Origin of the sequence: Psychromonas sp. SR45-3 (assembly GCF_014163575.1) — a bacterium.
GTDB lineage: Bacteria > Pseudomonadota > Gammaproteobacteria > Enterobacterales > Psychromonadaceae > Psychromonas > Psychromonas arctica.
The window spans coordinates 260,273-286,051 of record NZ_JACJDP010000001.1; the positions used below are offsets into that span (position 1 = coordinate 260,273).

Genomic DNA, 25,779 nt, shown 5'->3' on the forward strand with positions numbered 1-25,779 from the left:
TTAAATTTCATCCCTGATTAAATTCATTGTAACTGTAATGTAAGCTGAGTAATTCGTTCTTGCCAACATCCGCTGCTATCTGATGCTAACTCTAATAGATCAATTTGTGAGGTGGTCACTTTTAATACTTTGCCATGATTTAACCCTAAAAAATACCCGGGTTTAACTCTATGTATTTCATTGCCTGCAACTTGTACTAATGCCCACAGTTGACCATTAATCTCCAAAGTCCCACGCATTTTCATACCGCTAAGAGAGAACATTTCTAATGCTTCTTTCTTGCGCTCAAAGTTAGGTTGGGGACAACTTTTAGGTGTATTTCTGACTTCTGTAGCAACTTCTGCTTGAGGCTGAGAAAAAGGGCTTCTAGCTTCTTCCTGAGTGTAAGTCAGCGTATCGATTTTTTTCAACACAGGAATGTCATCATTTAACGGATAGACTTTAGACTTGCTCTCAGCAACAAATACCTCTAGATCATCGACTTGTACATCAACACAGGCAACCAAAGAAAAGCTCATTAACAAAGGTAATAATTTTTTCACTAAGGCTCCTCTTTATAACGATAGCTTTTAGCAACTATCTCTAACAATAGAGTATTTTTATCATTATGTTTTAAACGCAAGTTATCCAATATCACAATACGAGGAAGTGCTGCAATATCCGCTGAAAATTTACCTAGTTGTTCATAAGTACCCACCACTTTAATACTAATTGGCACTTCTTCAGCAAGCTCTAATTGTTTTTTAACCCCCCAATTTAAACTATTAAATTGAAGGCCATTATTAGAACCAATAAAGCTAATATCGTCTAACAGGCTTGCTAGCTCTTTTTTACTTGGTAGCTTATTGACTAAGCCATCTAATATCACTTCGATCTCTTTCATTTGTTCACGATAGGCTTCAAGATTTGAAGAAATAGCCGCTTTAACAGTAAATTCTTTTTTAAGGGCAATTTCTTTTGCTTCTACTCGCTCCAATTGTTTCAGTTGGTCATCAATCACATAGTAATAAAAGCCACCTACGAACAGAATACAAACGATTAAAATGGTAATTGCTTTATGTAGGTTAGGCCAGCTACCGATAGTTTCTAAATCTAACTCGTTAAGATTCATTATTTTAATCCTTCTTCAGGCAGAACGATAAAATTCATTGCAAACTTATAAAGCTTAATCGGTTTATCAGGACCACTAACAATAGAAGGTAATGATGCATCACCTAACCAACCAGAATTATCAACATTTCTGACCATATTACTAACTCGGCCATTAGACTCAGTCAGCCCTTTCACATCGATACGACCATCTTTAAAGGCCACTGAATCAACATAAACACCGGCGGGAGTGACTACGGGTAATGTATTAAAAAAACGTGTGATCAAATTACGACGCTCTTCCAATTCTTGAATCAAGTTAATACGTCGTACTAACTCTGCTTTTTCCTTTTTAATATTACGAATTTCTGCAATGCGGCGATCTAAAATAATTGTCTGAGTCTGTAAAAATTGGTTACGTGAATTCTGTGCTCCAATTAACTCATCTACATATAGTTTGCCTAAATAACATAAGCTTAATGTGATTAGACAACACATACCTAGCAATACAAAAAAGGCTATTTTTTTCTTCTTTTTGTACTCTTCACGCCAGGGTAATAGGTTTATATTTGACACTATATAACTCCTCTTAATGCCAAACCTAGCGCCATCATATACTTGCTACCTGATTGCGTAAGCACTCCTTTATCAGCCTTGTTTTTGAATTCAAAACCTAGATAAGGATCTGCAACTTCAACTTCAATATCTAATTCAGCTCTTAACTGCTCTACTAACTCAGGCATTAACACACCTCCCCCTGTTAATATTAACTTAGTAATAGCAACGTTATTAGGAGAGTTAGTAAACATACGTAAATCAAAGCGCAGGTGATTGACCGTCATACTCACAAATGGCGCGATGACATCAGATTGGCAGTCGACGGGTAAGTCATTCTCTAATTTTGCTTTTTCTGCATCCAGAAGTGAAAGCGTATAACGATCAGCAATCATTTGCGTGCATACTGCACCACCATGATTTTTATTACGAGTAAAAATAACATTACCTTGGTATAAAACACTCAACATCATTTGTGAGGTGCCAATATCCACAACAGCAATGCCATGATTGTAATCTTCTGGGGTAAAAACTAACTCAGAGGATCGAGCAAGAGCATGACTTGCCACATCAACAATAGTAGTGGTTAAACCACTTTCATCAACACACTGTGCCTGTGATAAAACACGCTCTTTTCGAGCCGCACTGACCAAAATATCATTTAAAGCGCTATCAGCTTCATTCGGCCCCATTATTTCAAAATCGATAAAGATTTCATCCAATGGAAAAGGAATAATTGTTTCTGCTTCTAACTCAATACGAGCTTCCAAATCTAATTCATTTAAATCGGAACTCATGGTTATAACTTTTGTCATAACGTCTGCACCCATTACTGCAATGGCTGCGTTTTTATAATTGCTAGGAAAGGATTTTCTTAAACGTTTAATTATTAAGGTTACTTTATCAATATCTTCTAAGCGGTTATCAACTATCAACCCTTTTGGAACCGCAGCCTCTGCGACACCATCAATTTGATAGGTTCCTTGCCCCTTAGAGAGTGCAATAGCTTTGATTGAATGTGAGCCGAAATCAATGCCAATGACACCGCTCGGACCTAATCTTTTAAACCCAGAGAACATAACTTCCTTGCTGCAGTAAATGTTAATAAAAATAGTTAATTGAAATAAAATACGAGCTTGCGTCTCAATTAGATAACGTTCAAATTGAATAAGTCACAGTTCCCTCTTTAACTCATGATTTATAACTATATACTACATATCCAATATATCTAATATTAAATAAAAAAAGTGACATGCTCACAACATAGATGGAATGATTCGAATATGATGAAATGGATAAAGCGACTTTTCATAGTAGCTATTTTCTTGGGTGTTATAGGTGTTGCAGCAATAACATTTATCTACTTCCAGCTGAAAGCAGATTTACCTGACGTAACAAGTATTCAAGAAATCCCTTTGCAAGTACCAATGAAAGTACTCAGTAAAGACGGCGAACTGATCTCTCAATTTGGTGAGAAAAGACGTATCCCATTAACACGTAAAGAGATACCAGATCAGCTTGTTAATGCTTTTATTGCTACCGAAGATAGTCGTTTTTATCAACATATTGGTATGGATCCGATTGGCATCATGCGTGCAGCTAGTGTTTATGTATTATCTGGCAGTGCAAAACAGGGGGCGAGTACAATCACCCAGCAAGTGGCGCGAAACTTCTTCTTAACCAATGAAAAAACTATTTTGCGTAAAGTCCGTGAAATATTCATTGCTATACAAATAGAGCAAATATTAACCAAAGATGAAATTTTAATGTTGTATCTCAATAAGATAGCATTAGGTCATCGTTCATTTGGTGTGGGTGCAGCTGCCCAAGTGTATTTTGGCAAAACAGTTTCAGAATTAACGCTTTCTGAAATGGCCGTATTAGCAGGCCTTCCCAAGGCACCTTCACGTTTAAACCCTATCTATTCAGTAGAAAGTGCAACAGAACGTCGCAATCTTGTTTTACTGCGTATGTTAGATGAAAATTATATTACTCAAGAAGAGTATCAAAGTGCACGAGATGAAGCCGTCTTAAGCCGCTACCATGGTGCAGAAATTACGCTATCAGCACATTACGTTGCTGAAATTGCACGTAATAAATTAATTGAGTTATACGGTGAAGAGCGAAGCTATAATGAGGGCTTCAATGTATACACCACGATCACTAAAAAAACACAACAAGCCGCAAATAAAGCTGTCATAGAAAACTTGCATAATTACGACATGCGCCATGGTTACCGTGGTGCGACTAAGGTGTTATGGACTAAAGATGAAACACCGTGGACAGCAGAAAAGATAGAGGAAGCATTAGCACAAGAAGCCACCGATGTTGATTTAAAACCAGCGGTAGTCGTTGCTGTTAATGAGAAAAGTATTGATGTCATCATCAAAGGTGATAAGAAAAAAGTATCAACCATTGAGTGGGGCGGCTTAAGTTGGGCACGCTCATTTAAATCCGACTCAAGACAGGGTAATCCACCAAAAAAAGCAAAAGATATTGTCAGCGTGGGAGAGCAAATTTTGACTCGGGAGATCGATGTTGAAGTCAAAGATAAAAAGCAAACGACTTCCGTCAAACAATTGCAACTATCACAATACCCAGCAGTGAGTGCCGCCTTTGTTTCCCTAAACCCTCAAGATGGCGCAATCACCTCACTAGTCGGCGGTTTTAGTTTTACACAAAGTAAATTTAACCGTGCGCTTCAAGCTAAGCGTCAGGTTGGTTCTAATATCAAACCATTTATTTACTCTGCCGCTCTTGATAATGGCTATACCTTAGCGACGTTAGTAAACGACACCCCCATTAATGAATGGAGTGGCAATGAAGCTTGGCGCCCAAAAAACTCACCAAACATTTATTTAGGCCCCATTAGATTACGTCGAGCATTAGGACAATCGAAAAATGTGGTATCAGTTCGATTAGTACAAGACTTAGGTATTGATAAAATTATTGATCAACTCACTAAATTTGGGTTTAAACCAGAAGACATGCCAAAAAGTAACTCTATAGCACTGGGCTCAGCATCAATAACACCGCTGGAATTAGCTACGGGTTTTGCAATCATTGCTAATGGCGGGTACAAAGTTGAACCTTATGTGATTGAACGTATTGAAGATGCATACGGCACTGTTTTATACCAAGCGGAACCTAAAATTGTTTGTCCAGAATGCATTGAAATATACCAAAGACAAACAGAGAAAACAGATCCATTAGCTATTGAAACAATGATAGATGGCGATGCTAAGGTATGTGTTATTGCCGCAGTCGATGAAGCACAAGTAGCACCTTCAGCGATCTCTCCTGCAACAGCATTTTTGACCCGAGAGCTATTACGTACTGCAGTTTGGGGTGGTGGCGACTGGGCGCATAAGACTCGTTGGAATGGCACTGGGGCACGAGCAGGAAAAGCAATTAAGCGTCAGGATATGGGCGGCAAAACAGGTACCAGCAATGACTCCAAAGATGCTTGGTTCTCTGGTTTTGTTGGTAATAGTGTTGCCACCTCATGGGTTGGTTTCGACGATTTTAAGCGTGAGCTAGGACGTACAGTTTACAATAGTAACTTAGGGAAAAGTCAATCTTCAGGTGGAGAATATGGATCAAGTACAGCCTTACCAGCCTGGAATGCATTTATGGTTGAAACCATGGCAGGAGAGCCGACTTTTTCACCTCAACGACCAGATAATATTGCTAACGCGCGAATTGATAGGGCAACAGGATTCCTATCGACGGTCACTGACCATACAACGCTGATTGAATACTTTAAAAGTGGCACAGTGCCTATTTACTATGCACCTGAGCAAAGTAATTACAATCAAAGCAGTGACTCTTCAACAGAAGGATATGATGAAGAGCTATTTTAATAGCTGATAGTGAGGGTGAAAAAACTCTTTAAATTCAGTGATAGTTGAAAAGTTCTGCATCGCTTGTACAGGCTTTTCACTATCTGGTTTGTTAATACCTACTAGGTATTCAACACCGGCAGACTGAGCAGCAACTAAAATTTTCTCGCTATCATCAATAAAAATGGAGCGTGAAAAGTCTGTATTCAGTTGCTTCTTCACTGCTTCCCAAAAAAATGTACTTTCTTTTTCATAGCCGATTTCATGACTAGAAATAGCGAGATCAACATGAGATAACAGCTGCGTTTGTTGATCTTTTAACGCAATACCACTTGGGTGAGCATTGGTTAAAATAACAATTTTCTTACCTAGTTTTTTTAGTTTTTTCAAAAACCAAAGCGTATCTTCTCGCCATTGAATCTTATGCTTATTAGCATGTTGTAAATGATGGATATCCAAGCCTAAGGTTTCAGTCCAATAATCATAACTGTACCAAGGTAACGTTCCCCACACGGTTTTGTATTGTTCAAAAACATAAGTAGTGGCTTGTTCAATAGATAAACGATGCAATAATGCATATTGGCTGGGTACAAACTCTAGCCAAAAATGAGAATCATAATGCAAATCTAATAATGTACCATCCATGTCTAGTAAGACTAAATCTACATTTTTCTCTAAAAACATATTATTCCTAATCCAGTGCACCCAAAGTAAAATAGATTAAATGAATACAGTATCGTAAATAAGATAAGCATTGTAAGATAACATTTATATTAACTAATGATAGTCATGGGGTCTCTATGAGCAATTCCTTACCAACCTTACCTGAAATATTACATAAAAGTGTTGTCGCTTGTAGTCGATTTTTCAAGATAGAAACATTACAGCTCAAGTTTAGTAATGGTGAGCAACGAGAATTTGAGCGTATGAAGGGAGGTAATCAAGGGGCCGTATTGGTCGTGCCTTTTTATGATAAAGATACCTTATTGTTAATACGAGAATATGCGGCCGGAACACATAGCTACGAGCTAGGTTTTCCAAAAGGCTTGATTGATCCCGGCGAAAGTGCTCTAGAAGCAGCTAATAGAGAATTAAAAGAAGAAGTTGGCTTTGGGGCTAAAAATTTCACGGCATTAAAAAAAGTAGTGATGGCACCTAGCTACTTTAGTAGTACGATGACTTTATTTATGGCTGAAAATTTATATCCTGAAAGTTTACCTGGTGATGAACCAGAGCCTTTAGAAGTGATAAAATGGCCAATCGCTAAAGCAGATGAATTGTTAGCACGGGATGATTTTCAAGAAGCACGTAGCATTAGTGCTTTATTGCTAGTGATGAAAAATTACCGTTAACTTCATCCCGCCTTTATTATTTCAACAAAGTACTAATACGTGAGTAGTACAATATAGCTACATAACTATACAACTATATAACTACTCACGTCACGCTTTGATTTCCCTATTAAAATAAGCGGTTCAAACCGTTTAATGCAGCAACACGATACGCTTCAGCCATGGTTGGATAATTGAAGGTTGTATTAGCAAAATATTCAATCGTATTACCAGGGCCTTCTTGCTCCATAATAGCTTGACCGATATGAATAATTTCCGCTGCTCGCTCACCAAAACAATGAATACCTAATATTTCCTTAGTATCGCGATGAAATAGAATCTTCAAACTACCCACATCCGAACCAAGAATCTGAGAGCGCGCTAAATCTTTGAATTGTGCACGCCCCACTTCATAAGGCACTTTTTGTTGCGTCAAAATTTGTTCTGTTTTACCCACTGAACTGATCTCGGGAATAGTATAAATACCAGTAGGAATATCTTTGATCAGTTTTCTTTTCCCTTCACGGGTAATAATTAAGTTAGCCGCGATTCGACCTTGATCATAAGCCGCACTAGCTAAACTAGGATAGCCAATCACATCACCTACGGCATAAATATTATCCACTGATGTTTGATAATTTTCATTAATTGCTAGTTGTCCACGGCCATCAGGTTTTAAGCCTACAGCTTCTAAGTTTAATAGGTCAGTATTACCTGTGCGCCCATTCGCATACAGTAAGCAGTCTGCCTTCATTTTTTTACCTGATTTAAAATGAATAACGACCCCCTCTGAAGAATGCTCAACTTTTTGGTACTCCTCATCATGGCGTAAAATCATGCCTGAGTTTCTGAAGTGATAAGACAATGCATCTGACATTTCAGCATCTAAAAATGATAACAACCTATCTCGTGTGTTAACTAAGTCTGTTTTAACACCCAACCCTCTAAAAATAGAAGCATATTCACAGCCAATAACACCTGCACCATAAATGACAATATGTTGTGGTTGATAATCTAGGGAAAGAATAGTGTCACTGTCATAAACATTTGGAGAATTAAAGTCGATATCAACGGGATGATATGGTCGAGAGCCAGTCGCGATAATAATATCTTGCGCAGTAATCGTTTCCAGAGAGCCATCTGCACTTTTAATTCGAATCGAATGATTATCAATAAAAGATGCTTCTCCAAAATGTAAAGTACAATTATTACGATTATAAAAGCTACTGCGCATTTTAACTTGTTTACTGATCACTTGCTCTGTGTGGCGTAATACATCAGCAAAAGTAAATGACTGTTTTTGAGGATAATTATTAGTGAATAATGCATTATTTTTAAGCTCAATCAGTTGTGTAACACTATGGCGAAGCGCTTTTGATGGTATGGTTCCCCAATGTGTACACCCCCCACCTATATCACGATATTTCTCAATCACAGCGACACGTTTACCCGCTTTAGCAAGCTTCATCGCAGAGCCTTCCCCGCCTGGTCCGGTGCCAATGACAATTGCATCATAATCATAACTTACAGGTGCTTTTTTAGGATTTTTTGGTGTAGACATGACTCAACCTTCAGTGATAAATAATAGTAATATTAACAATCTAACAGTATTTGTCACACATTCCTGTAACAAAGCGTGCTCTCTAAGGGTATTAAACATACATTATAAATATGAAAATATCTTTAACTTCTCACATCGTTACAAAAAAGGAGAAATAGAGGTTAGTTCATGTTATTTTTAGGTTTTAAATTTAAATTAATAGATAGGAGTTAGTGTAATGCACGATAGTAATATCTCAGTAAAATGGTTAATTCATGCTTTTTTAATAGGGCTATCTGTTAACGCATGTTTTTCTATTTTAACAATTTCACAAATAACATTTTCATTGTTTCCATTTTTTACGCTGTACTTTGCAACGAGCCGCTTTTACCAGTTGTATGTTAGTGAAGCAGATAATGAAGCCAGTGTTCGTCCTGCATGGGCAGCCTTTTTTATTGGTTTATTCTCCTACGCGGCATTTATTGGAGCATTACACCCAGAGCTAGGATCAAACTTCATCTCCATCACTATCACTTTAATTCTAGCTATTTGGCTAATGTATAAAATGATGTTTGGTGATAAACATTACTCAGCATAAGAAGCATAGTTATAGTAAATTTTAAAATAACCTAACTGGTTATAAACCAATTGAGATGGTGGATTTGATTAACACCTTGTATTTCGTGTTGCGCAATTCACTCATTTTTCTAGATGATATTAAATCACCCTGTAGGGGTGATTAGTATTACTCTTTAAAGGGCAAATAATGGATTATACTACCCGCAATATCCCCGCTTCAAAGCAAATAGCTTTAGTCGCACATGATGATATGAAATATCAATTAATTCAATGGGTTGCTAAACGCGCAGAGCAATTAAAACAACACCATATATTCTCTACTGGCACTACAGGCACTTTGCTGGCAAAACAAACAGGCTTACCTATCGAGTGTCTTTTATCTGGACCAATGGGAGGAGATCAGCAGTTAGGTGCTAAAATTGCGGAAGGTAAAATTGACTTACTTATTTTCTTTTGGGATCCAATGAGTTCAGTGCCCCATGAACCAGATGTAAAAGCATTATTACGTTTGGCTGCGGTATGGAATATTCCAATGGCAACTAATATATCAACCGCAGACTTTATCATTGATTCATATTATATGGATAAAATTTATACAACCCGCATCCCTGACTATCAAAAATATTTAATTCGACGCACGCAATAAAGTTTGGAGTTCATCTTGCAAAGCTTAACTGACATTTATATTTACCCGATCAAGTCCACTAAGGGCATTCAATTACCGCAAGCATTAGTAGAAGAAAAAGGTTTAGAAAATGATAGGCGTTACATGTTAGTTGACATGCAAGGGCAGTTTATTACGGGTCGAACACATCCTCAATTAACTCAAATCAGTATCGAATTTTCTAAAAAAGGCTTATTTGTTAGTGCACCGAATCAGCGTAGCTTCTATATTCAACGGGAGCAGTTTTCGAAGCAGTCATTAGCGGTTGATATTTGGGCAGACACAGTACAAGCGCAACACTGTCATAGCGATTATGATCAATGGTTTTCAAATTTCCTGAAACAACCGTGTCAGCTTGTTTACTTTGCCGAGAGTAGTGTACGCTGTGTTAAAAATAAGCAAACACAGGTCGGTTTTGCCGACGGTTACCCGCTATTACTGATTAATCAAGCCTCCGTCGAGCAACTTAATACACTGCTTGATAATCCTATCAGTGCACTGCATTTCCGCCCTAATCTATTAATCAAAGGAGATAGTGCCTTCGTTGAAGATAGCTGGTCTCGTATTAAAATTGGAGAAGTAGAGTTTGAGGTAAGTAAACCCTGCTCTCGCTGTATTTTTACTAATGTAGATCCTAAAACTGGTAAAGCGGATCTTGAACAGCCGCTTAAAACACTAGCGCAATATAGGTTCCACCAAGGTGATATCGATTTTGGCCAAAATTTAATCCCTTTAAATCAAGGAATTATCCGTAGTGGAGATCAAGTTCAAGTATTGGCTTCGCAGCAAGCGCCTGTTTATGAGTCGATGTTAGCAACTGAAGAAAGTAATAAAAAAGCACTACAGATAAACTTTGTAAGTACCGGCCTAGAAGTCACAGGTGATAATCAGCAATTGCTATTAAATCAAGCTGAACAGGCTGGAGTCAATATTCCCTATTCATGTAGAGGTGGTAAATGTGGACGTTGTAAAACAAAGTTATTATCCGGCGAAGTGGATGTATTAAATGACCAGGGTTTATTTAAAGAAGAAATAGAAGCTGGTTATGTATTAGCCTGTAGCTGTATACCTTTGTCCAATATCAGCATTGATCACTAATGATAAATACTTAAATGGTTACAGAAAGCCAGACCAATAAACTTTAAATGATTCATGGGAGCTAACAACATGAATCATTTTTAATAGAGCGAACAGATGCATCAACAGGGCAACCACTATGAAACCTAAAGTCTTCATCTGGCGAGCTAATCAACTGCCCTTCTAACTGGCCAAAATATTGAATACGATCATTAATATCTTTTCCCGCTATTTGCTCTGCTAATACTAAATAATCTTGATAATGACGCGCTTCCGAACGTAATAAAGAAACATAGAATTTATTTAAGATAGGGTCTAAATGCGGTGCTATTTTAGCAAACCGCTCGCAGGATCTAGCTTCAATATAGGCACTGCAAATCAGTTTATCAATCAGCATATTAGGCTCATGTGTTGTGACATGGCTTAACAACTCTTTGGCATATCGACTTGAGCCAACAAAATCAAAAGTAATATCGCGCGCGTGCATTATCTCTACTACTTGATAAAAATGATGTAACTCTTCTTTGATCAACAAGATCATCTTATCAATTAAATCCTGTCCATAAGACGTGTTGTCTTTTGCGACAATTTTTTTGGATAAATTATTGTTAGCTAATGCTTTCCAATCCCCCTGCTTGCGATATACAAAATCATTATAAGGTGTCAACCAAGCCATCAGGGCATCACCACTTTGCTTGTCTACCGCATAACGACGAATTAATAACATCGCCGTCTGTGCCGCTTTTAACTCGCAAATCATATGATCAATTAATAGCGCAGATTGATTCTCCAGCAATTTTGCTTTATCTATCCAAGCTTGCGGTGTCTGCGTATGTAGAAACGCTTTTATCGGCGCTAATAATTGCTCATCTGCGCGCATCTAATAACGCTCAAATAGTTTTAATAACGCATCGCTATTATCAGGCGCAAAGTTCTCTTCTTGCTCTTTACCGTATACGCTATCAGCAAGCTTCTGCTTACGAGATTGCAACGCTAATACACGTTCTTCAACTGTTTGCTCACAAATCAGTTTATATACAAACACAGGTTTATCTTGGCCAATGCGGTATGCTCGGTCAGTGGCTTGGTTTTCTACAGCGGGGTTCCACCATGGATCATAATGAATAACCGTATCAGCAGCGGTTAAATTAAGGCCGACACCACCTGCTTTCAAGGAGATTAAGAACACTGGCACATCACCGCCTTGGAACTTATCGATAATTTCACTGCGGTTACGGGTTTGCCCTGTTAATTTAACAAAATCAATACCAGTTTCCTGTAAGGCTTCTTCAATCAAGCCTAACATTTGTGCAAATTGAGAAAAGATAAGAATACGTCTTCCCTCTTCTACCATTTCTGGCACAATTTCCATTAAGAAATCTAACTTAGCTGAACTTTTTATTTGCTGAGCATGCTCTAATTTCACCAAACGAGGATCACAACAAGCCTGACGTAACTTTAACAATGCGTCTAAAAATTCAATACGGCTTCTTGCCATGCCTTTTTCACGCAGTAAGTCACGTACTTTTGCTTCCATCGTAATACGAATGCTTTCATACAGAGTACGTTGATCGTTTTGCAGTGCAATCGTATGAATGATTTCAGTTTTAGCAGGTAATTCTTTAGCCACTTCATCCTTAGTGCGTCGTAATAAGAAAGGTTTAGTTTTTTGAATTAACCATTGCTGAACTTGATGATTACCCTCACCTTCAATACCTTTACGGTACACACGATTAAAGGTGCTGTATGAACCTAAGAAGCCTGGCATCAAGAAATCAAACAAAGACCATAATTCGCCGAGATGATTTTCCATTGGCGTACCGGTTAAACACAGACGCTGTTTAGCATCAATTTGTTTAATGCTCTTAGTCATTTTAGCCAGTGGGTTTTTAATGGTTTGCGCTTCATCCAAAATAAGATCAGAGAATGAAAACTCAGCAAACTCTTTAAAGTCACGAGCAATAAGAGGATAAGTAGTGATCACTAAATCATAGTTGTTGATATCTTTAAAGAATTGATGGCGACTAACACCATGCAAGACTAATACTTTCAAATCCGGAGTGAATTTAATCGCTTCATTTAACCAGTTACCCACTAACGAAGTAGGACAAATCACCATCGCAGGTAACGGCAACAACTGCTGTTGCTTTTTGTATAATAAGTAAGCTAACGTTTGTACCGTTTTACCCAAGCCCATATCATCGGCTAACACACCAGAAAACCCATATTCATTCAAGAACATAAGCCAGTTTAAACCTTCCTTCTGGTAGTCGCGTAAGTCGGCAGCTAGCCCTTCCGGTGCAGGTACATCTTGAATACCGCTAAAATTAGCTAATTTTTTAGCCAACGCTTGTACATGTTCCCCCCCAACCCAACGATTAATTTCAGGAAGTTGTGCTAATAAAGCAGCCTGATTCTGAGGTAAATTTATTTTACTGTCGCTAACTTCGCCTAGCTCTTGCAAAATAGATAAAATAGGTTGGATCGATTCGCGTTTAACACGTAGTGGACGACCATTCCCCTGAGCTAATAAAATATCGTAATCATTCTGCTGCCAGTCTTCATTACTACGCAACCATTCTAATAACAACGGTAATAGTTCGATACGCTTACCTTCCACTTCAATGGAAACACCTAAATCAAACCAGTTACCTTTTTCATCAATATCAATATCGATACTATCAACTTGCTGACTTTGTAGTGCTAAGTCCTTAGCAATATCAAACTGCCAACCTAATACTTCTAAACGTGCTTTATGCGCGGTTAATAGTGATAACCACTGAAACTCTTGAGATCCCCCTAATTCAGGCGGTAAGATACCTTGAGTATCCTTACTAACAGTATACTTAGGGTCATACATATACACATCAAGCAAACAAAGTTCATTAAACTCATTTAAAGCAGCTAACTCTGCATCAATATCTCTTGTAACACTGACAATTTGTCCTTTGTGCATATATTGATTACGTTGTTTATCTTCTAAGATGCTTGGTGTTAATAACAACACGCCATATTTAAAATACAAACGTCCTAAAAATAGACTTTGTCCTTTAATCTGTTGTACATCTAATTTAAAAATAACCTGTAAGGTCTCATCAATATGCTGAATATCGTAATGCTGCGGGTTAGGTAATACATTTTGTGCAAAACCCAGTGATACTTCTTGCGTAAAGTGCGCGCACTGTTCTTCACCTAATGGTGGAGTTTGTAACAAGGAAAGTAACCAATCACGATTAAAGTGAGTATCAAGTAGGCCAAATTGGTGACTATCAAGATCATAAAAATAAGGTTTAGGTGTTGGGATCAACAGCCAGTTTTCACTGCCTTCAAGATTGACCATTAACTGTTTCAGGCCATCTTCTAGCGATAACCATTCCAAAGTCACCGGACGAGAACCTGATAATGTTATTTTCTGGTCAAGGTGCTCCCAGAAGCAACGCCCAGTCTCTAATATTTTTTGTAAAGCCAATAAGTCCAGCTCAGTTTTAATATAAGTTTTGCCTAACTTAGTCGCTCGTCCTTCTTTAGTGAGTAATAAGCGTAAGATTTCAACATCCTCATCTTCTACCCATTTAAAGCTTTCCATCCAACTTTCATTGTCAGCAACAGACACTAAGTCTTTTTCACTAAAAACATGCGTATTTTCACTTTTCAAAAAGCGCACGCTACCATATTCAACTTTGATATAACGGTGTTCATGATTGAGGACTTTTTTATCAAAGGAAAAACGGAAGTATCCTTGATAAGCAGAGGCACGTACTTTTTCTGGTTGGCCTACTTTACCGTTTAACATTTCATACCAAGTTTGATAGCTATTTTCGATATTATAATTTGGCGTATCTGCTTGATAAGCTAACAGTAAAGCAACAGCATGCTTACAATTCCAGCCAACAGGACAAGAACAAGTGCTGTGAATAATATAACCGCCTTTGTTAGACGGTTTAATGGATGCTTTAGTCTTATAAGGCGTGTCATTGGTCCCTTTGACCAATCCAACAAGTGAATTACTCGATTCATCGTAATCGCACGCTAATACACGACTTTCTTTAAAATAGAGGGTACCTCGGTCAATAATATTACGACCAAAACTTGTTGATATATCTTGCTGAGTCACTTTAGGCATCGGAAAAAACCATCTAAAAAACGGATCGTTAATGATAAAGAGATAGTGGGCAGAAATAAAGGACTAATAATGGAATTACAGAATTCCTACGATTAACACCTTCATTTATTTACTAAAAAACGCAATTATAGTAGGTTATATAGAAATATTTATTTATCATCAATATTAACTAAACTAGATCATTATATAATCACAAGAGATAAAAATTAATTGATAAAAAATAAAGCCCTTAATCCACTGTATTTTTTTGTTATCGCCTACATTGCCCTACAAGCGTGGATCTTCCCAACTGTCTATAAAATAGACTTTTATGACATATTCTTTAAGTCTGTTATTGCCATTACGCTATTCTTATTATTGATTCAATTAAATAAAGTTAAGCATAACCGTGAAGTACATAAGTACTTAATGAGCGGATTTTTCTTTCTTTTTGTCACCCTATTAACTACAACTCTCGATGAAATATTTGTTCAACCTTGGTTACTCAAAGTCTTATTCAAAGATATAGGTCAAATGATTGGCTTTATATTGGTATCTATAGGTATTAACAACTGGATAATACAAAATAGCGATCAAAGCTCTAAATTAAAACAGTTATCAGAGATTGATGAATTAACCAACTTATACACTAGACGCCATTTTAATGAACTACTTTCTAACGTACTTGTTACTCAATGTGCAGAAAAAGAATCATTCTCTATTTTATTAATTAATATCGATAATTTTAAACTTATTAATGAGCAACATACCCAAACAGGGGGTGATGTTGTCCTCAAAAAACTTGCGAATAAGTTGAGTGACTGTATTCGTAAAACCGATACTGTTGCGCGCTGGGGCGGAGAAGAGTTTATTATATTATTAAACAATAGTAATGATGTCATCGCTAAGCAAGTCGCTGAGATGATCCGTGCTAAAAGTGAGCTATTATGTGTGGAATATCTTCAAGATATTATTAATATTACTGTCAGTATTGGCGTAGCAACTTACCAAAATGAGGTGAAAAGCAGCGCATTAATTAACCGAGTAGAGCAATGTTTATCTGAAGCCAAAAAAAGCGGTAAAAACAAAGTATTAGTAAGCGGTAATAAGGGTTAAAACGCATAGCTTTTAAACCGCCATGACACAATGAAATAAGCGACTTATTTTCTTAATGCGTTTACACCTTAAAACATCACAGCGATAAAATGTAAACGCTAAATATGCTTATAACTAATTATGTCTTATACCCATTAGGGTTATTTGATTGCCAGCGCCATGTATCTTGCATCATCTCATCTAAGCCACGCTCAGCTTGCCAATTTAATTCTGCTAACGCTTTTTCAGGTGCGGCATAACAGGCTGCAATATCCCCTTCACGACGTGGTGAAATCTTGTATGGGAGAGTTTTACCACTAGCCGTTTCAAAAGCGTTGATCATATCAAACACAGAATAGCCATTCCCAGTACCTAGATTATAAATGAACACCCCTGTGTCACTTTGTATGCGATGCAATGCTTTTAAGTGCCCCAACGCTAAGTCTACAACATGAATATAATCACGAACACCTGTACCATCCGGCGTATCATAATCATCACCAAATATAGCTAAGGCTTTCAGTTTTCCTACCCCAACTTGCGAAATATAAGGCAATAGATTGTTTGGAATACCATTAGGATCTTCACCTATTAAACCAGATAGATGAGCACCAACAGGATTAAAGTAACGTAAAATAACAAACGCCCAACGAGGATCAGACTTGGCAACATCTGCTAATACCATTTCAACCATTAATTTTGATGTACCGTATGGATTAGTTGTCCCCCCTACTTGAAAGTCTTCTCTGATCGGTAAAGAGGCAGGATCACCATAAACGGTTGCTGAAGAGCTAAACACTAATTTAAATACGCCTGCATCTTTCATTGCATCTAAAAGAGTCAAGGTGCCCTGTACATTAGTTTGATAATAAGAAATAGGTTTGGCGACTGATTCCCCTACTGCTTTCAAGCCTGCAAAGTGAATAACAGAATCAATAGTATGTTGGCGAAATACATCATCCAAAAAATCTTTATCTAAGATATCTCCTTGATAAAAGACAGGTGCTTTACCTGTAATTTTTTCAACTCTATTTAATGATTCTTGCGAAGAATTACATAAGTTATCTACAATAATAACTTGTTGATCTTTCTCTAATAGCTCAACCACCGTATGTGAACCAATATAACCAGCACCGCCAGTCACTAAAATTGTCATAAATTACCTACTACTAAGGTTATTAAAAATAAAAAATAAAACGAAAGGGATTAATCTTTTTCAAGATGCGTTATCAGCATAAATTCTACCTGTTAACTTTATCATCTTGAATGATAAAAGGTATAAATCGTAACACCCTTGTTACGATTTATACCTTATCGATGAGTAATAAATAGAGGAGTTATCAATTGAGGAACTATAAGCTTAGATAAGGCATAATTTTTTGTAATGTCGTTGCGCCAATACCTTTAACGTTAACCAGATCTTTTAAATTAGTGTAATTACCATTTTTTTTGCGGTAATCAACAATGGCTTGTGCTGTTTTATCACCTATTCCATTAATCGTCGTTAATTGTTTAACACTGGCACTGTTAAGATCTATTTTTGATAATTTTCCAACAGCAGCAGTAGTTGAAGTCACTTTTTTCTTCTCACTAGCAACCGTTGTTTTTGCTTTCTGCGTTACTGTACTACTCTTATCAAGACTAGATGACACCTTGCTATTAAGATCGGCAGCTAACACAGATTGGAAACTAGCCGGTAATAAAAACAATGATGCAGCAAGAAGTAAACCACGCGTATATTTTTTCTTCATCATATTATCCTTTTTTTATTAGAGGTATCATTCAATTTAGCTTGTTCTATCATTAAATCAATAAAAAATCACAAAATAAACTAACAAAAAAATCCTTACTTAATTCATTCGATCCAGTCCCTTAGATCCGTTATGCTAAAAGCTTCGATTTTAGAGGACTTATTATGATTGAGTTACACCGTTTTGAGCATTTACGTATTGCACAGGCATTTTCTGATTTTTTAAGCAGCCAAAACATCACCAATATTATTGAACAAAGTGAATTCCAATATCCAATAATGATTAAAAACAAAAACCAATTAGCGCAAGCAAAACTTGAGCTAGCATTATTTTTGGATAACCCAAATCAAAGCAAATACTTATCAGCAAGTTGGAAAACCGGTAAAACCGAACCAGCATCATCGCAGTTAGCTTATGCCAATGTGAGCTTGTTATCTAACTTCAAAAATCATGGTGGGCTGTTCACTCACAGTATTTTTATAATCTGCATAATTATTTATGCACTTACTGCGTTTAATGTTTTTAATCCAATGAACTCACTTTTTGCCTTCTTCAGACAACAGCCATTTGACTATATTGAAAGCTGGCGATTTATTACCCCTGCTTTTTTACACTTCAGTCTATTACATATAGTGTTCAATTTATTATGGTGGTGGCAACTCGCAGGCTTAATAGAAAAGCAACACGGTAAACAACGCCTAATTTTATTATTTTTATTTTCAGCAATTGCATCAAATTTGGCTCAATTCTTTTTAGTTGGACCCTACTTTGGTGGTCTAAGTGGCGTCGTTTATGGACTAGTAGGTTACTGTTGGTTAACTGGGCAATTAAACAAACAAAGTCAGGTACATTTACCCAATAGTATGTTTGTTTTTTTATTAGGCTGGTTAATCTTAGGGTTTGTGGACTTATTACCCGCTAATGTTGCAAATTATGCACACTTAATAGGTCTATTAGCGGGGCTTACATTGGCAGCAGTTTGTCATAAACTCAAACTATAAATATACGACCAAGGAAAATGTCACATTAGATCGTAAATTTATTGCTCTAAATACTTAGTGAAGAGTAGGTTTTCAACGGGTCTGGTACCAATAAATTCAAACAGCACATCATTTACCTCTGTTAAACAACGTTGCCTGATCGCATCACGTTCGCTATTAGATTTGATTTGGCTTTCATTTTGTTCGCCAAAAATAGTAATAATACGATCCCTAATTAATGGCGCATTCATTTCTACCTGCTCATAAGCAGTGCTCGATTTAACCATTAAATCAACACGTAAGCGTACGTAACCTAAACGTTTTCCGGGTTTAATATAGTTAGTGATAATATCTGGGCTCAATGCGAAATATTGATAATCAGGGGCTTGTTGCCCTTCTTCCTCTTCAGCAACTACCGAGGTAAGCGGTGCAAGTAGTGCAAAATAAAGCACACACAAAAACACTTTTTTAAGCATACTTAATTCCTTCAAGGAAAGATGTTAATATTTTTGAACAGTATATACCCATTACCATTCGAGATACCAAAATCAGCAAGGCATAAGGTTGAAGATGTAATGGGTTAAATCGATATTTCAAAACAACTAAGACATTTGCTGCACGGCCTCCCCTGTGAGTCACTAACTCGGAAACCTATACTGGGTCCATTGTCACCATATTACGCCTTGTTTTGGACTGAATAGTGCATCTTGATTGGCAGCAGGTATAATAGCTTAATAATAAAGTGTTTGCTTGATGTGGGCAGATAAAATAACTGGTTTTTTAAATTAAAGGTTTGTATGTTTAATCAAATGCTTAACATTGCGTCATCAACTCAATGGCAAGAAAATAGTAAATCGCAAAATTGTACCAAATACATTCTGTCGTGGTTATTAGATGAAACATCTTTGACTAAGAAACTTGAAAAAAAATGCCAAGAGTTTACGGTAGAGGTTAAGCAACAGCTTAATACAAATGCCGAACAAGCAACACTTTCCCCACATTTTCCCGTACCAGAACAAGTTTTAGTCCGAGAAGTCCTTTTATATTGTGATGGTATACCTAATGTCTTCGCGCAAACAGAAATCCCTTACAGTACACTATCAGACAAACAACAAAACTTAGCTAATCTTGGAACTGAACCCTTAGGGAGAGTTATATTTCAAGATAAAACATTACAACGCAGTAATATTGAAATTGCTGAATTTACAGTTGGTTCTCCATTACATCTGTATTGCGCCTCATTACAACAACCTTGCGAACATTCTTTATGGGCAAGACGCTCTATTTTTTATATTGAAAATAAACCCTTACTCGTTAGTGAAGTATTTTTACCTGCTTCAGGAATTTACTCATGACCGCATATTTGACCCCAGCTAAACGTCAAGCTTTTTTAGAGTTAATGCGTGTTGATAAACCAATTGGTACCTTGCTTTTGTTATGGCCTACTTTATGGGCATTGTGGATGGCAGCGCAAGGCTTACCAGATATAAATGTTTTGATTGTTTTTTGTCTGGGTGTGTTTTTTATGCGCAGCGCAGGCTGTGTAATCAATGACTTTGCCGATAGAAAAGTGGATGGATTTGTCACTCGAACCAAAAACCGTCCATTACCTTCAGGAAGAGCCACCAGCAAAGAGGCCGTATATTTATTTTTAGGGTTATCTTTATGTTCTTTTTTATTGGTACTAACGCAAAATAATTTAACCATTCAACTGTCTGTTATCGGTTTGTTTCTTGCGTTTATTTATCCCTTTATGAAGCGTTTTACCCATGTACCTCAATTTGTATTAGGGCTTGCTTTTAGTTGGTCGATACCAATGGCTTACGCAGCGCAAGCAAATACATTATCTAATACTATTTGGCTTCTGTTTATTGCAAATATTACCTGGACTGTCGCCTATGACACTATGTACGGCATGGTTGATAAAGAAGATGATCTTAAAATAGGCATAAAATCCACCGCCATCTTATTTGGGCAATATGACAAGTTAATTATTGCTCTATTACAAATTATGACCTTAATATTGTTAATTATTGTGGGCCTCATAGAAAATCTAAATTGGCTTTATTATGGGGCTTTAGTGGTGGCAGGTTTGCTCTTTTTACAGCAACAAAAAAGCATTAAAAGTCGCGATGAAAAAGCCTGTTTTAAAGCTTTTCTAGATAACAACTATGTGGGTTTAGTGATATTTATCGGTTTTATCCTCACTTATTTATTCCCCTAAATCAGCAAAGCTCACCAGTTAAAGGTTATCTCAGCTATCCCCCGTAAAAAAACGGTTAACTCTCACTAACCGTTTTTTGCTAACAGATAACATGACTGGTTGTTGTCAATTAACAACCCGGACCACATTCCATACACTCGCTGATCATTGCCGAGCCTAGTTTTAATTTAGCATTCAAATCACGCAACGCCGTTCTCACTCCTTCTTCAATAACCGGATGGTAGAAAGGCATATCTAACATTTGCGATATAGTCATACGGTTCTGATGTGCCCAAGCTAAAAGGTGCGCAAGATGTTCAGCTTGTGGACCAATAATTTCAGCCCCTAAAAAGCGACCTGTACCTTGTTCACCGTAAAGGTTTAATAGCCCTTTATTCTTTAACATGACGCGGCTACGACCTTGGTTTTCAAAGGAGACACTACCTGTTTCAAAACACCCACAACCAGAAAACTTCTCTGTTATCTGTTTATGACTAAGGCCAACCATCGCTAATTGTGGATCGGTAAACACAGCAGCGATTGATGAACGACGTAAACCGACACGAATATTTGGGTAAACGCCCGCATTACTGCCTGCAATTTTACCTTGGTCTGCCGCTTCATGTAATAATGGAATTTGATTACTCGCATCACCAGCAATAAAAATGGTCTGCACAGAGGTTTGCATTGTATAAGGGTCCGCAATCGGTACACCACGACCATCACTTTCTAGTTGAATATTCTCTAAACCTAAGTTATCAACATTTGGACGACGTCCGGTTGCTGCGAGTACATATTCAACTTCTTTAATTTGTTCAACACCTTGTTTATCAATATAAGTGATTTCAACTAACTCACCTTTACGTTGCATATTTTTTACATTCGCGTCGGCATCTAAATAAAATTCATCGCTAAACGCTTTTTCTGCATAAGCCATGACTTCAGGATCGGTAAAGGGACCTACTTGCCCACCCATTCCAAACATTAAGACTTCAACACCTAAACGATGTAACGACTGCCCTAATTCTAATCCAATCACACCAGGGCCAAATACTGCTACTGATTTTGGTAAATCCATCCAATCAAATACATCATCATTAACAACTAGCTTATCACCAAGGTCATTCCAAACGGGTGGATAACTTGGACGAGATCCTGTTGCAATAACAATACGCTCTGCATTAACAATTGTATGATCGTCTATCTGTAATTGTGTTTCTGATATAAACGTTGCTTTACCAATTAATTTTTCATCAGCATTAATTTCATCAACCGCTTCAACAACAAAACCAACAAAACGATCACGCTCATCACGTACACGTTGCATCACTTTTTTACCGTCAACGCGAACATCACCATCAACAAATACACCAAAGGGTTCAGTATGCGCAGCACTATGTGCCGCTTCGGCAGCTGCAATTAACAGTTTGCTTGGCATACAACCAACACGAGCACAGGTAGTTCCAAATTTTCCACCTTCAATTAATACCACTGAGTCTGTTTTTTCTTTAGCTGCTCGGTAAGCTGCTAAACCAGCTGTGCCACCACCGATAACGGCAACTTGTACATTAATTTGCTTCATATTGTTTCCCGATTTTTGTTGATTTATTGAATTTTGGATTTAAAAAAAGCGCATGTCAGAAATTCAACATGCGCTATTAAACTAATTACTTAGTCAACTAGCTATTTGCGTAGGCTATAGCTGCTTCACTATCACCAAGATGCTTACCATCTACAAAAATTTGTGGCACTGTCGTTTGTCCTGATACAGCTTTTAGCGTTACGCTAGTTGCATCAGTACCTAAAACAACTTCTTCAAAACCAATACCGTTCTCTTTAAGTGCTGCTTTCGCTTTTGCACAGAAAGGACAACCAGGTTTAGTAAAGATAGTTACCGCAGCTGGTGCTTTAGCATTTGGGTTAATGTAGTTCAACATAGTATCCGCATCAGATACTTCAAACGGGTCGCCCGGCTGGTTTGGCTCGATGAACATTTTTTCAATCACGCCATCTTTGACCAGCATACTGTAACGCCAGCTACGCTTGCCAAAACCGATATCACTCTTATCGACTAACATGCCCATACCTTCAGCAAATGCACCAGTACCATCTGGAACAACAGTAATATTTTCAGCTTCTTGATCTGCAAGCCATGCATTCATTACAAAGGTATCATTCACACTTAGACAAACAATATCGTCTACACCATTCTTTTTAAATACACCCGCTAACTCGTTGTAACGTGGTAAATGTGTAGAAGAACATGTTGGAGTGAAGGCACCAGGCAATGCAAATACAACAACTGTTTTACCTTTGAATAATTGATCAGTTGAAACATTTACCCATTCATCACCTTGACGAGTTGGAAAAGTAACATTTGGTACGCTTTGACCTTCGATATTATCTAACATTTGTAGCTCCTAATAATTATCAATTGTAGTTTTAAGTTTGCTAACAAGCTGTTGCTTGCTGCGATGGAGTTATTATGCAAAATAAACGATAATAGTTAAAATCGTTTATTATTTGCAAAGTGATAGTTAAAACCTATTTAAAGTAGTTTTTAACTATCAAATTTTATAATTTTCATCGTATAGACTATTAATCAAATAATGCTTTCAAACTTGCAATCCCTTTATCTGCTAATTGTTTCTTTTGCTCATCAGTACGTTTTTTAGGCCCACTTTCCCATTCCACATCTTCCTGTGGTAATTCATTTAAAAAACGACTCGGTGTTGGTTTAATGACCTCACCATACTGACTTCGTTCCTTAGCTAAAGTAAAAGTTAATTCCTTTTGTGCTCGCGTAATACCGACATACGCTAAACGTCGCTCCTCTTCTACATTATCTTCATCGATACTGACCTGATGTGGTAATAACCCTTCTTCCATACCAATCATATATACGTAAGGAAACTCTAGTCCTTTCGATGCATGCAAGGTCATCAACTGTACTTGATCTAATTCTTCTTCACTTTCATTACGAGATAACATATCACGTAGAGTAAGACGTGCAACCACTTGCTCTAGTGTCATCTCTTCATCAAGATCATCACCCTTGAGCATTTCAGTGACCCATTTGAATAATGTCGACACGTTCTTCATTTGCATTTCAGCCGCCTTCGGGCTCGGGCTACTTTCATACAACCAGTCTTCGTAACCTATATCACGAATTAAGTCGCGGACGACATCAATATCATCTTCTGTCTTCAAACGGTGATTTAATTCAACTAACCACTTTGTAAAAGCTTGTACAGACTGAAGCCCCTTGCCATTCAAGGTTTGCTCTAAACCAATTTCAAAGCTTGCAGCAAACATACTGATATGACGTAAATTAGCATAATTACCTAACTTTTCGCGACTCACGGCACCAATGCCTCTGGGTGGTTTATTGACCACACGAATAAAGGCATTTTCATCATCATGATTAACTAAAAGCTTTAAATACGCCATGATGTCTTTCACTTCACTACGCGCGAAAAAGGAAGTACCACCGCTTATTTTGTAGGGAATACGATTTTCCATCATCACTTTTTCTAATAAACGACTTTGATGATTACCTCGATACAGTACGGCATAGTCTTTAAAGTTGGCGCCATTCATAAACTTATGGCCCGATAACTCCATCACCACCCGTTCAGCCTCATGTTGTTCATTTTTAGCAAATAAAACTTTGATTGACTCTCCATAGGCTAATTCGCTAAATAAGCGTTTATCAAATTCATGCGGATTATTAGCAATTAATACATTGGCCGCTTTTAACACCCGTTGGCTAGATCGATAGTTTTGTTCTAGTTTAATCACCTTTAATTGTGGAAAATCCCTTTGTAGAAGTACTAAGTTTTCTGGTCGAGCACCACGCCAAGAATAGATAGATTGATCATCATCCCCTACCACAGTGAAGCGGGCACGTTCACCCACCAAGGATTTAATTAATTCATACTGACTAGTATTTGTATCCTGATACTCATCCACTAATAAATAGCGAATTTTTTTCTGCCAACGTAAGCGCACCTCTTCTTTATGTTTCAGTAATAAAGTTGGCAAAACAATAAGATCATCGAAATCTAAGGCATTGTAGGCTTTTAGCTGACGTTGATATAAATCGTAGCAATGGGCAAAAATAACATCACGCTCACCTTTTGCTTGTTTAATCGCTTGAGGCGGCAATATTAATGCATTCTTCCAATTTGAGATTTGTGTCACTAACGCTTTTAAAAGATCAGTATCTTCTTTGAGTTGTTTTTCAGTGAGTTCTTTTAATAACGCTAACGTATCTTGATCATCAAACAAAGTGAAACCAGCTTTCATACCCAGTGTTTTCACTTCACGCTTAATAATCTCTAGACCCAATGAATGAAAAGTAGATACCATCAACCCACGAGACTCTTTTCGCCCTAAGGTTTGACTAACGCGCTCTTTCATTTCTCGAGCGGCTTTATTAGTAAACGTTACCGCCACAATGTTTTTTGCCTGGTAATCACAATGCTGTACTAAATAGGCGATTTTATTGGTTATAACGCGGGTTTTACCACTGCCTGCACCAGCAAGCACCAAACAAGGTCCGGAGATCATTTTGACAGCGGCATCTTGTCCTGGATTTAATTTCATGACATTTCCTAAAAAAATAAAAAGCAGTTTGATTCTACTTATCTTTTAACTGAAAGCTAGTCTCTGATCTTTAGCCTTCAGGATCTAACCTCAAACTGAGGTAGTAGAGGTACTTCGCTAGTGAATGATTACAACACTAATGACATCACAGATAAATTAAGAACCAACTTATATAGGAATAGCCGCTTTGCTTGGTTTTATTTATCGCACGCTGAAATTATTTGCTTTAAAACAAAACCGAAATAGAAATAGCAACGTATCTATTCACTTATCAATGCACCTAACTCAACACACCTAAAAAGTTACCTATGAAGGTATCGAATCATAGAGAGTTGTTGGATATGGGTTTATTGGATATAGGTT

23 protein-coding genes are annotated in these 25,779 nt (G+C 37.3%); 9 read left to right on the top strand and 14 right to left on the bottom strand.

Annotation, left to right across the window (positions count from 1 at the left end; genetic code table 11):
- Positions 1–23 precede the first annotated feature (23 nt).
- From H5084_RS01110 to pilM, 4 genes are read right to left on the bottom strand one after another with little or no spacing between them, the layout of a single operon-like run.
- Positions 24–542, bottom strand: a complete 519-nt coding sequence (locus H5084_RS01110) for a pilus assembly protein PilP (protein WP_182689273.1) — start codon at positions 540–542, stop codon at positions 24–26.
- Positions 542–1,111, bottom strand: a complete 570-nt coding sequence (locus H5084_RS01115) for a type 4a pilus biogenesis protein PilO (RefSeq protein ID WP_051369153.1) — start codon at positions 1,109–1,111, stop codon at positions 542–544. Before H5084_RS01115 ends, H5084_RS01110 begins: the two co-directional genes overlap by 1 nt.
- On the bottom strand, positions 1,111–1,665 hold the full coding sequence (locus H5084_RS01120; RefSeq protein WP_028868979.1) for a PilN domain-containing protein: 555 nt from the start codon (positions 1,663–1,665) through the stop codon (positions 1,111–1,113). Before H5084_RS01120 ends, H5084_RS01115 begins: the two co-directional genes overlap by 1 nt.
- Positions 1,665–2,723, bottom strand: coding sequence for a type IV pilus assembly protein PilM (pilM, locus tag H5084_RS01125; protein WP_182689274.1), 1,059 nt, complete (start codon positions 2,721–2,723; stop codon positions 1,665–1,667). Before pilM ends, H5084_RS01120 begins: the two co-directional genes overlap by 1 nt.
- 207 nt (positions 2,724–2,930) lie before the next feature.
- Between pilM and H5084_RS01130 the strand changes: the two genes are divergently transcribed.
- Positions 2,931–5,507, top strand: coding sequence for a PBP1A family penicillin-binding protein (locus H5084_RS01130; RefSeq protein ID WP_182689304.1), 2,577 nt, complete (start codon positions 2,931–2,933; stop codon positions 5,505–5,507).
- On the opposite strand, the gene yrfG is transcribed toward H5084_RS01130, so the two are convergent.
- Complete coding sequence (yrfG, locus tag H5084_RS01135; RefSeq protein ID WP_182689275.1) at positions 5,499–6,170, bottom strand: GMP/IMP nucleotidase; 672 nt, start codon at positions 6,168–6,170, stop codon at positions 5,499–5,501. The two genes, H5084_RS01130 and yrfG, sit on opposite strands and share 9 nt — an antisense overlap.
- Before the next feature lie 116 nt (positions 6,171–6,286).
- Between yrfG and nudE the strand changes: the two genes are divergently transcribed.
- Positions 6,287–6,838 (top strand): ADP compounds hydrolase NudE, encoded by a 552-nt coding sequence (gene nudE, locus H5084_RS01140; protein WP_028868983.1) that lies wholly within the window; start codon positions 6,287–6,289, stop codon positions 6,836–6,838.
- Positions 6,839–6,947: 109 nt separating this feature from the next.
- Here the strand turns inward: nudE and sthA are convergent, their stop codons facing one another.
- Positions 6,948–8,378: a Si-specific NAD(P)(+) transhydrogenase gene (gene sthA, locus H5084_RS01145; RefSeq protein ID WP_182689276.1), complete on the bottom strand. Its 1,431-nt coding sequence runs from the start codon at positions 8,376–8,378 to the stop codon at positions 6,948–6,950.
- Between the two features lie 217 nt (positions 8,379–8,595).
- Between sthA and H5084_RS01150 the strand changes: the two genes are divergently transcribed.
- From H5084_RS01150 to H5084_RS01160, 3 genes are all read left to right on the top strand, one after another.
- On the top strand, positions 8,596–8,955 hold the full coding sequence (locus H5084_RS01150; RefSeq protein ID WP_028868985.1) for a DUF1422 family protein: 360 nt from the start codon (positions 8,596–8,598) through the stop codon (positions 8,953–8,955).
- Between the two features lie 168 nt (positions 8,956–9,123).
- Positions 9,124–9,582, top strand: coding sequence for a methylglyoxal synthase (locus tag H5084_RS01155; RefSeq protein WP_028868986.1), 459 nt, complete (start codon positions 9,124–9,126; stop codon positions 9,580–9,582).
- A 15-nt stretch (positions 9,583–9,597) separates the two neighbouring features.
- Complete coding sequence (locus tag H5084_RS01160; RefSeq protein ID WP_182689277.1) at positions 9,598–10,698, top strand: YcbX family protein; 1,101 nt, start codon at positions 9,598–9,600, stop codon at positions 10,696–10,698.
- 61 nt (positions 10,699–10,759) lie between these two features.
- Here H5084_RS01160 and miaE read toward each other — a convergent pair whose 3' ends face one another.
- Positions 10,760–11,557 carry a tRNA isopentenyl-2-thiomethyl-A-37 hydroxylase MiaE gene (gene miaE / locus H5084_RS01165; protein ID WP_182689278.1) on the bottom strand — a complete coding sequence of 266 codons (798 nt, stop codon included), beginning with the start codon at positions 11,555–11,557 and terminating at the stop codon, positions 10,760–10,762.
- Entirely contained in the window at positions 11,558–14,800 is a 3,243-nt protein-coding gene (locus H5084_RS01170; protein ID WP_182689279.1) for a DEAD/DEAH box helicase, read from the bottom strand.
- 210 nt (positions 14,801–15,010) lie between these two features.
- On the opposite strand from H5084_RS01170, the gene H5084_RS01175 reads away from it, so the two are divergent.
- Positions 15,011–15,895, top strand: a complete 885-nt coding sequence (locus H5084_RS01175) for a GGDEF domain-containing protein (RefSeq protein WP_028869256.1) — start codon at positions 15,011–15,013, stop codon at positions 15,893–15,895.
- Between the two features lie 118 nt (positions 15,896–16,013).
- Here the strand turns inward: H5084_RS01175 and galE are convergent, their stop codons facing one another.
- Both galE and H5084_RS01185 read right to left on the bottom strand, forming a co-directional pair.
- Positions 16,014–17,030, bottom strand: a complete 1,017-nt coding sequence (galE, locus tag H5084_RS01180; RefSeq protein WP_028869257.1) for a UDP-glucose 4-epimerase GalE — start codon at positions 17,028–17,030, stop codon at positions 16,014–16,016.
- Between the two features lie 196 nt (positions 17,031–17,226).
- Positions 17,227–17,628, bottom strand: coding sequence for a helix-hairpin-helix domain-containing protein (locus H5084_RS01185; protein ID WP_156916126.1), 402 nt, complete (start codon positions 17,626–17,628; stop codon positions 17,227–17,229).
- Between the two features lie 161 nt (positions 17,629–17,789).
- On the opposite strand from H5084_RS01185, the gene glpG reads away from it, so the two are divergent.
- Positions 17,790–18,626 carry a rhomboid family intramembrane serine protease GlpG gene (gene glpG, locus H5084_RS01190; protein WP_182689280.1) on the top strand — a complete coding sequence of 279 codons (837 nt, stop codon included), beginning with the start codon at positions 17,790–17,792 and terminating at the stop codon, positions 18,624–18,626.
- Positions 18,627–18,664: 38 nt separating this feature from the next.
- On the opposite strand, the gene H5084_RS01195 is transcribed toward glpG, so the two are convergent.
- Positions 18,665–19,081 carry a flagellar basal body-associated FliL family protein gene (locus H5084_RS01195; protein ID WP_028869260.1) on the bottom strand — a complete coding sequence of 139 codons (417 nt, stop codon included), beginning with the start codon at positions 19,079–19,081 and terminating at the stop codon, positions 18,665–18,667.
- Positions 19,082–19,402: 321 nt separating this feature from the next.
- On the opposite strand from H5084_RS01195, the gene H5084_RS01200 reads away from it, so the two are divergent.
- Together H5084_RS01200 and ubiA are read left to right on the top strand one after the other, a co-directional pair.
- Positions 19,403–19,960 (top strand): chorismate lyase, encoded by a 558-nt coding sequence (locus tag H5084_RS01200; protein WP_028869261.1) that lies wholly within the window; start codon positions 19,403–19,405, stop codon positions 19,958–19,960.
- On the top strand, positions 19,957–20,829 hold the full coding sequence (ubiA, locus tag H5084_RS01205; protein ID WP_156916127.1) for a 4-hydroxybenzoate octaprenyltransferase: 873 nt from the start codon (positions 19,957–19,959) through the stop codon (positions 20,827–20,829). The genes H5084_RS01200 and ubiA overlap by 4 nt, the downstream gene beginning before the upstream one ends.
- A 109-nt stretch (positions 20,830–20,938) precedes the next feature.
- Here ubiA and H5084_RS01210 read toward each other — a convergent pair whose 3' ends face one another.
- The 3 genes from H5084_RS01210 to rep form a co-directional block, all read right to left on the bottom strand.
- A complete protein-coding gene (locus tag H5084_RS01210) occupies positions 20,939–22,390 on the bottom strand; it encodes a dihydrolipoyl dehydrogenase (protein ID WP_028869263.1) in 1,452 nt (483 codons plus the stop codon).
- Positions 22,391–22,487: 97 nt separating this feature from the next.
- Positions 22,488–23,219 carry a glutathione peroxidase gene (locus H5084_RS01215; RefSeq protein WP_028869264.1) on the bottom strand — a complete coding sequence of 244 codons (732 nt, stop codon included), beginning with the start codon at positions 23,217–23,219 and terminating at the stop codon, positions 22,488–22,490.
- A 187-nt stretch (positions 23,220–23,406) separates the two neighbouring features.
- Positions 23,407–25,416, bottom strand: coding sequence for a DNA helicase Rep (gene rep, locus H5084_RS01220; protein ID WP_028869265.1), 2,010 nt, complete (start codon positions 25,414–25,416; stop codon positions 23,407–23,409).
- Positions 25,417–25,779 lie beyond the last annotated feature (363 nt).

Excerpts from the sequence above, each read along its gene's own strand:
- H5084_RS01170 (WP_182689279.1), bottom strand. The coding sequence starts at position 14,800 with ATGCCTAAAGTGACTCAGCAAGATATATCAACAAGTTTTGGTCGTAAT.
- pilM (WP_182689274.1), bottom strand. The coding sequence starts at position 2,723 with ATGTTCTCTGGGTTTAAAAGATTAGGTCCGAGCGGTGTCATTGGCATT.
- ubiA (WP_156916127.1), top strand. The coding sequence starts at position 19,957 with ATGACCGCATATTTGACCCCAGCTAAACGTCAAGCTTTTTTAGAGTTA.
- rep (WP_028869265.1), bottom strand. The coding sequence starts at position 25,416 with ATGAAATTAAATCCAGGACAAGATGCCGCTGTCAAAATGATCTCCGGA.
- H5084_RS01210 (WP_028869263.1), bottom strand. The coding sequence starts at position 22,390 with ATGAAGCAAATTAATGTACAAGTTGCCGTTATCGGTGGTGGCACAGCT.
- sthA (WP_182689276.1), bottom strand. The coding sequence starts at position 8,378 with ATGTCTACACCAAAAAATCCTAAAAAAGCACCTGTAAGTTATGATTAT.
- H5084_RS01200 (WP_028869261.1), top strand. The coding sequence starts at position 19,403 with ATGTTTAATCAAATGCTTAACATTGCGTCATCAACTCAATGGCAAGAA.
- H5084_RS01155 (WP_028868986.1), top strand. The coding sequence starts at position 9,124 with ATGGATTATACTACCCGCAATATCCCCGCTTCAAAGCAAATAGCTTTA.
- galE (WP_028869257.1), bottom strand. The coding sequence starts at position 17,030 with ATGACAATTTTAGTGACTGGCGGTGCTGGTTATATTGGTTCACATACG.
- H5084_RS01185 (WP_156916126.1), bottom strand. The coding sequence starts at position 17,628 with ATGATGAAGAAAAAATATACGCGTGGTTTACTTCTTGCTGCATCATTG.
- H5084_RS01130 (WP_182689304.1), top strand. The coding sequence starts at position 2,931 with ATGAAATGGATAAAGCGACTTTTCATAGTAGCTATTTTCTTGGGTGTT.
- H5084_RS01115 (WP_051369153.1), bottom strand. The coding sequence starts at position 1,111 with ATGAATCTTAACGAGTTAGATTTAGAAACTATCGGTAGCTGGCCTAAC.
- nudE (WP_028868983.1), top strand. The coding sequence starts at position 6,287 with ATGAGCAATTCCTTACCAACCTTACCTGAAATATTACATAAAAGTGTT.
- H5084_RS01150 (WP_028868985.1), top strand. The coding sequence starts at position 8,596 with ATGCACGATAGTAATATCTCAGTAAAATGGTTAATTCATGCTTTTTTA.
- glpG (WP_182689280.1), top strand. The coding sequence starts at position 17,790 with ATGATTGAGTTACACCGTTTTGAGCATTTACGTATTGCACAGGCATTT.
- miaE (WP_182689278.1), bottom strand. The coding sequence starts at position 11,557 with ATGCGCGCAGATGAGCAATTATTAGCGCCGATAAAAGCGTTTCTACAT.
- H5084_RS01215 (WP_028869264.1), bottom strand. The coding sequence starts at position 23,219 with ATGTTAGATAATATCGAAGGTCAAAGCGTACCAAATGTTACTTTTCCA.
- yrfG (WP_182689275.1), bottom strand. The coding sequence starts at position 6,170 with ATGTTTTTAGAGAAAAATGTAGATTTAGTCTTACTAGACATGGATGGT.
- H5084_RS01195 (WP_028869260.1), bottom strand. The coding sequence starts at position 19,081 with ATGCTTAAAAAAGTGTTTTTGTGTGTGCTTTATTTTGCACTACTTGCA.